Origin of the sequence: Coleofasciculus sp. G2-EDA-02 (assembly GCF_040226375.1) — a bacterium.
In the GTDB taxonomy this organism is placed as follows: Bacteria; Cyanobacteriota; Cyanobacteriia; order Cyanobacteriales; family Coleofasciculaceae; genus Coleofasciculus.
Genome location: NZ_JAVKEW010000124.1, coordinates 25937 through 32920 on the forward strand (window position 1 = coordinate 25937; position 6984 = coordinate 32920).

Below are 6984 nucleotides of genomic sequence, written 5' to 3' on the forward strand. Positions count from 1 at the left end.
ATTTGTAGTCGTATGTCTGGAACAGGCTCCCCCAGCTTCCCCTACCGGACTTGATATAACTTGATATCATGCAGACCAAAAACTCTTCCTCAATCATCAATCACCCATCACCAATCCCAACTGTCCTGAAAGCCTGCGCGATCGCCTTCTGGGTTTGGGGACTCTCTGGAAGTATGGCGGCTCAGGCGGAGGATGTAGACCTGAAAGTGGGTGTGGTGCAGCGTTTTGGCTCAGAACCCACCGATGAACTGCTCCTAAAAGCCACACCTGGAGATCGGCTGAGTTTGCGGTTTTTGGCGGGAAATATGCAACCCAAAACCCTGGAAACCGATCAGGTGACGCTGGAAGTGGCGATGCAACCCCTATCCCAACCCCTTTTAGCTGAACATTTAGTCCTCAGCGATCACGCCACCTTTGAAACCGCAGAAGATGCGGCGAATCAATGGCGTTCACAGGGGATTCAGGTGGAAGTGGTGCAGCCGGAACGTTGGCAAGTTTGGGCGAAACGGGATGTCTATCAGACGCCCCTGCTGCGACGCCTGTTGCTGCAAAGCCTTCAAGCTCAAGGAAACAACACAGTTAGACTAGAAAGTCAAGTCCTTCCCCAAGTGCCGCGAATTTCGTTTGTGGTGGATGGCTATCGGTATAGTCGTCAGTGGATAGAGATTGATTCGGAGAATGATTTAATCCAGGTAACTCGTGGTGAAGATAAGCGCAACCCGCGACTGTATGCAGGGAGTCTGAAAATCCAGCCTAATGCTTACGGGACTTACACCCTGGTTAATGACGTTCCCTTAGAAACCTATCTGCGCGGCGTTGTACCTCATGAAATAGGACCGGGGGCGCCTTATGCTGCAGTAGAAGCGCAAACTATTATTGCCCGCACCTACGCCCTGCGGAATCTGCGTCGATTTACGGCGGACAATTACCAAATCTGTGCAGATACCCATTGTCAAGTCTATCGGGGACTCACAGGAACCGTTCCCACGGCTGACCGCGCGATCGCAAAAACCCAGGGGCTAGTCTTAACCTATGATAATGAGTTGGTAGACGCCTTATACTCCTCCACCTCTGGCGGTGTCACCGCGCCCTTTAGTGATTCGTGGAACGGATCAGAACGTCCTTACCTAAAAGCTGTGGTTGACTCGCCTAAACCGATTTGGGACTTATCTAAGAAGCCTTTAGGGAATGAACAAAACCTCCGCGAATTCATTAATTTGAAAGAAGGGTTCAATGAAAGTGGCAGATCCCCCTTCCGGTGGCGGATAGAAAACTCCCTCGAACAAATTCAGGCAGATTTACAGCGCTATTTGAAAAAAATCAAACACCCGCTAGCGGAGTTTACCACCATACAACAGATGCAAGTTGTCAAGCGATCGCCAGCCGGACGCATCCTCAAGCTTAATGTGCAAACGGATAAGGGTGTGGTTGAACTCCATAAAAATGAAGTCCGTAGCGCCTTTTATCCACCTCGCAGTACGCTATTTTACCTTGAACCCATATACGGCGCTGATAAAACCCTCAAAGGCTATGCCTATGTCGGCGGTGGCTTTGGACATGGCGTTGGTTTGAGCCAATATGGTTCGTATAACTTAGCCAATCTTGGTTGGGCAGGGGAGAAAATTCTCACGTTTTACTATCCAGGAACCCAAGTTCAACCGTTAAATGATTCCATTGTTTTTTGGCAAGAACCAGGTAACAAGAAATAATATCATATCTGGTTAAATAATTATATGTTGCTACTCTCCAAATCCTAAGTTATCGTTTTGAATCCGGTTCCCCCTTTCATCCCCCCCCTTTCAAAGGGGGGCTAGGGGGGATCTAAAGGTTTGAAAACAGACCCTAAAGGGGATAGAACCAGGATTTAGCAATGAACCCGAAACCCAACGGTTACCTATCTCGTCCTAGTTATAGCAGTAGACACATCGATTAGGACTTTCGGCACCATTGTAGAGACGCTTCAAAAGCGCGTCTCTACATACATGGCGCGTCTCTACATACATGGCGCGTCTCTACATACATGGCGCGTCTCTACATACATGATGTGTCCTAACAGCTATGGCGGTTGCTATACCATGCCGGAATCCGGCAAAGCTTTGTTAGTCTAAAAATATATAACCTGCCATTCCTCTCATCTCACTAACCGCTCATGTCTAGCACCACTACCCCCCTCATCCAAACGCTAAACCCAGAACGCTGGGTTGGGTGGAGTATGGACTTTATCGGCGCAGGTTATACAGGTTTGTTGGTCAAAAATGGGAAACTTGTCCGCAAATTGAAACCGGGGCGTCATTTCAGCTTCGCCTTACCCCTTCTCGAACAATGTGAACTGGTTCTGGTTGATAGCAAGATTCGCCACCTAGAAATCGTCTCCCAAGGGGATTTCTTATCCCGCGATCAATATTTGATTAATATTTCCCTAAATGTCATGTACCAGGTGGTAGATGCGAGACGGGTAGCCCTAGAACTCTCAGATCCAATTGCAGCGCTGACGAGTGCGGTCAAAGATAGTTTAGGGGTAGCCGTAGGTCAATTGCGGATGGAACAATTAGTTAACCAGGGACGAGTACATATCCGACAATACCTACTTGACCATGCCGAGGTATCCTATTCCCTAGGCTTTGCCCTAGAAGACGTGCGAGTCAGTGATATTAACTTCCCGCAGACGAAGGGAATCATTCGTCAAGTGGAGGGAATGAGCGCCACACAGGAAGCCGAACACGAAGCCGCCTTACAAATGCAAATTGCACAAGCCAGTCGCCCCGTTATTCCCCCACCTCCCATACAGCACGTTAATATCATTGCACCCCATACCCCCAACGCCAATCCTCCCGCTTTTGGCACTTCCCCTCAAGCGAATTCCTTACCCAGCACTGGAGAAGCCACAGCCAATCTACCTGTAAGAGATAAACCCGTATTAGCGCCCACGATACTTTCCCAACCCTCTAGTGGAGTACAGGCGCGTCTAATCCACAATGCATCGGGTGCGACATTCAATTTATCAGCTAGCACCTGCACGATTGGACGAGAACCGAGTAATACGCTGGTTCTCGATGATGGGTTGAGTTCCCGCTATCATGCTCAGATTACTCAATCCAAAGATGCTCAAGGTCAAGTCCAGTACCAGTTAACGGATGTGGGTAGTTCTAATGGTACATTTATCAATGGACAACAGCTTACCCCCCATCAACCTTGCACCCTAACTCCGGGTAATATTATCCGCATTGGCAATCAGGAATGGACATTTAAAGCTGAGTAGATTCTTCGCTGTGCTTATCAAACCCTTGATAGACTAAAGCCATCACATCATTCAGTTGGCAATGTAAATTTTTTTATACTCTTACTGAAAAATTTAGAAGCCGAAGCGATGTTTAAACGCCTGTGGTAAGAAGAGGACTGTAATCATAACAGTGATCTTTGATTTTGTCAATAGACTTAACTTGATAATAGGGGAAACTTTTTACCTGTACTCAGTAACTCAGCAAACGCCTCAGCCGATAAGGGCGGACTAAACCAATACCCCTGGATTTCATCACACTGATGTCCTTTGAGAAAATTTAATTGACTTAGCGTCTCCACCCCTTCCGCCACAACCTTTAACTTGAGACTGCGAGCCATTTGTAAAATTGCCGTTGTAATCGCTTCATCGCGGCTATCTTCAGTCAGTTGACAGACAAAAGAACGGTCAATTTTTAACACATCAAAGGGGAATTTCTTCAATTGGCTTAAGGCAGAATAGCCTGTACCAAAATCATCAATGGAGATCCGAATACCCAAGGATTTGAATCTCTGCAATGTCGCGATCGCGGCTTCTGGATTTTGCACTAATGTACTTTCGGTGAGTTCTAACTCTAAATAATGAGGATTCAATCTAGTTTCATGGAGGACATCCACGACGAAGTCGGCTAAATTGGACTGATTAAACTGACGGGGCGATAAATTCACGGCAATCCGTAAAGGATATATTTCCTGATCTTGCCAGATTCGCGCTTGCTGACAAGCTTGTCTGAGTATCCATTCGCCCAATGGCACAATTAACCCGGTTTTTTCCGCTAAGGGAATAAACTCAACAGGGGGAATAATCCCGCGTTGAGGATGATTCCAGCGCACCAAGGCTTCCGCCCCCTCAATCTGTCCCGTGAGTAGATTCACTTTCGGTTGATAATAAAGCTGAAACTCCTGCCGTTCTAAGGCTTGACGCATTTGGATTTCTAACTCAAAGGCTTCTTGAGATTTTGCTCCAATTGAGGCAATGTAAAATTGGTAGCGGCGATTTCCCGATTGTTTGGCTTCCTCTCTTGCCACACTGGCATGTCTAATCAGGGTGTCGAGTTCTCGACCATCACGCCCTAAGATCGCAATACCGATGTAGGCAGACAGGAAGATTTTATGAGAGTTTACCTGAAACGGTAAATCAAATGCTTTTAATAGGGCTTCGACAATTTGAATACTCTCTGGTTTAAGATAACTTCGACTCAAGAGAATAATAATATGGTCACTATCGATTTGGGCAATAGTATCCTGCACTCCTAACAGACGGCGTAGGCGTTCGACAACGGCTTGGAGCAATCGATCGCCGATGGCAAGTCCTAAGGTATTGTTCAGTTGGTTAAGTTGTTCGATCTCCAAAGACAACAGGAAAATCTGAAATTTACCCTGATTCCCCTGAGTCTCTAGCTGATCAAAACGTTTCTGTAATAACTGACGATTGGGCAGATTGGGATTGATCACAGACTGCTGTTGGCGTAACTTCACCTTTTGCAGCCGCGCCGCGACTGCACCGAGGATTTGGGCGCGAGTAAAGGGCTTAGTGACGTAATCATCAGCTCCCAAAGTCATACCCTGACGAATATCCGCCCGTTCTGTTTTCGCGGTTAGGAAGATAAAGGGAATCGCAGCCGTTGGTGGATACTGTTGCAGGATCTGGAGTACACCATAACCATCTAGCCCCGGCATGAGGATATCGCAAATAATCAAATCGGGCTGTTTGGTTTGAGCCAATTCCACACCTGTGTTACCGTTATCTGCACCAAGCGTCTCGAACCCCTCAGCGTTCAGGAGTCTGAGTAGATTCTGGCGAATGGCTTTCTCATCTTCAATTACTAAAATCGTCGTCATGACTATAGCTCGCTGGATATCTCGCCCAATGGGAGCAAGTCGGAAAACGAGGCGAGTATTATCGCTTTCCTGTTGAACAAGTTAGCAATTTTGCGCTAGAACCCAATCCTAATAAAATGTTGGGCTTATGGAAGCCAGGAAAAATTATGACTTAGATTTATATTGTGCTTATGTATAGTATTCTAAAATTAAATAGTTAAAACCCCTATAAATTCACTAACTTTTGCAGATATTTTTTCTCTAACCAGAGAAAAAAATTAGTTTGGATTGATGATTGTTGAAGACTCAATAGGTGGATATTTGCTGCCGTTTTAGTTTAAAATCCCCCACTCCTCGGTTCTCCTGTTCCCTATTGCCTATTCCCGGTTCGCGGTTCCCTGAATCCTGATTTTGCTCCCGCGATCGCCCATCAACGGTAACCGAACTGTAAACGTCGTACCGACGCCAACTTCACTGGTTACGGTAATTTGACCCTGATGAAGATCAACACATTGTTTGACAATGGCTAACCCCAATCCTGTCCCCGCGATCGCGCCTACATTTTTCCCCCGATAGAAAAAATCAAACAGGTGGGGTATATCCTCTAACGGGATACCAATCCCCTGATCCTGAATCTCAAAGCAAGCATTCTCTCCCTCACGCGCCAGGTTCAATCGAATCGTACCGCCCACAGGAGAGTATTTAATCGCATTGGATAGTAAGTTAGACAGTATTTGTCGCAGTAGTTTTTCATCCATCATCGCGGGTAAACAAGTCACCTGACTCACGAAGGCGAGGGTATAGGTTTGATTCTCATCGTCGGTTAAGTGTTTGATGGTTAAATGCTGAATCTGAGTCACTAACCGTTGACAAAAGTCATGGAGTTCCACGGGGGTGGGAGTAAAGGGTAGTTGTTTTACATCAGCCGTACCGACGAACTGCATATTTTCCAAAAGTTGCAACATCTGTTGCACTGTTTCCTGAATCAGATGCAACTGTTCCACTTGTTCAGCTTTTGTCCATTGGTAATGTTCCAACAATTCAGCTGTAGACAGAATCGTTGTCAGGGGTGTGCGGAATTCATGAGATGTGATAGATAGAACCTGAGATTTTAAGTATCCCCGTTGTTTTTCTTTGGCTAAAGCATTAAGAATTTCGGCTTCGGCTTGCTTACGTTTGTCCATTTCCGAGTTTAGTCGTGCAAACGCCTGATTGAGTTCAGTAAGGGTTTGCTGCAAATCCTGAGGGTGTTCAGGGAGACTCTGTTGTGACTGTGGTTGTGACGCTGATGTTGAAGACGGCGTATGAGTGAGAACCTGTTCAATACCTATCACAATCAAGGTTTCAGGGGAAATGTCCAGGTGAGTTGCCATTTGTTGCAACTTTACCCAATGGTCATCAGTAATGGTAATCGCGATCGTTTGCATCTCAGGTTAGGGATTGAGATGCTACCAGTTTAGCTTTGAGGATTGGGGAAATGGGTAGATTCAAGCCCTCTCGATAAGCAATAATACTTAAATCGCGCTAAAATAGCGGTAAAGTCGGTGGGACTCTCCGGGTAGAGCAAGAAGAGACAACCCTAATCAAAAATGCTCAACGATAGAAGTCCCTACAGTACAGGTCAATGACCCTGACCTCTGAGAGATCGGGGCTTGGAAGAATTAGCTTCCAATGTAAGCGTTGTCTTGGGACTGATAGGCTTCCCTGTCACATCATAAAGGCAGATAAACGTCCAGGAGAAACTCAATTCAACAACCCTAACCTAGCTATCGCTGCTCTGTTAGGGATTGCTAGAGACAAATCTAGCAACGCAAGAGTTGAATATCCGCACTGAGTCTAAACTTGGTACAGACTTCCGAATACTTCCCTAGTTCGGATTATCTCTAA

The 6984-nt window shown here is 46.2% G+C and carries 4 protein-coding genes; 2 read left to right on the forward strand and 2 right to left on the reverse strand.

The window, feature by feature from the left end; translation table 11 throughout:
* The first annotated feature begins 68 nt into the window (after positions 1-68).
* Complete coding sequence (locus tag RLO19_RS14200) at positions 69-1709, forward strand: SpoIID/LytB domain-containing protein (protein WP_446357336.1); 1641 nt, start codon at positions 69-71, stop codon at positions 1707-1709.
* 440 nt (positions 1710-2149) lie between these two features.
* Positions 2150-3259 (forward strand): FHA domain-containing protein, encoded by a 1110-nt coding sequence (locus tag RLO19_RS14205; RefSeq protein ID WP_446357338.1) that lies wholly within the window; start codon positions 2150-2152, stop codon positions 3257-3259.
* Positions 3260-3435: 176 nt separating this feature from the next.
* On the opposite strand, the gene RLO19_RS14210 is transcribed toward RLO19_RS14205, so the two are convergent.
* Together RLO19_RS14210 and RLO19_RS14215 are read right to left on the reverse strand one after the other, a co-directional pair.
* A complete protein-coding gene (locus RLO19_RS14210; protein ID WP_446357340.1) occupies positions 3436-5118 on the reverse strand; it encodes an EAL domain-containing response regulator in 1683 nt (560 codons plus the stop codon).
* Between the two features lie 356 nt (positions 5119-5474).
* Positions 5475-6524, reverse strand: coding sequence for a sensor histidine kinase (locus RLO19_RS14215; protein ID WP_446357342.1), 1050 nt, complete (start codon positions 6522-6524; stop codon positions 5475-5477).
* Positions 6525-6984: the final 460 nt, after the last annotated feature.

What these genes read in the sequence shown, in the direction of transcription:
- RLO19_RS14215 (WP_446357342.1), bottom strand. Translation starts at nt 6,524, where the DNA reads ATGCAAACGATCGCGATTACCATTACTGATGACCATTGGGTAAAGTTG.
- RLO19_RS14205 (WP_446357338.1), top strand. Translation starts at nt 2,150, where the DNA reads ATGTCTAGCACCACTACCCCCCTCATCCAAACGCTAAACCCAGAACGC.
- RLO19_RS14210 (WP_446357340.1), bottom strand. Translation starts at nt 5,118, where the DNA reads ATGACGACGATTTTAGTAATTGAAGATGAGAAAGCCATTCGCCAGAAT.
- RLO19_RS14200 (WP_446357336.1), top strand. Translation starts at nt 69, where the DNA reads ATGCAGACCAAAAACTCTTCCTCAATCATCAATCACCCATCACCAATC.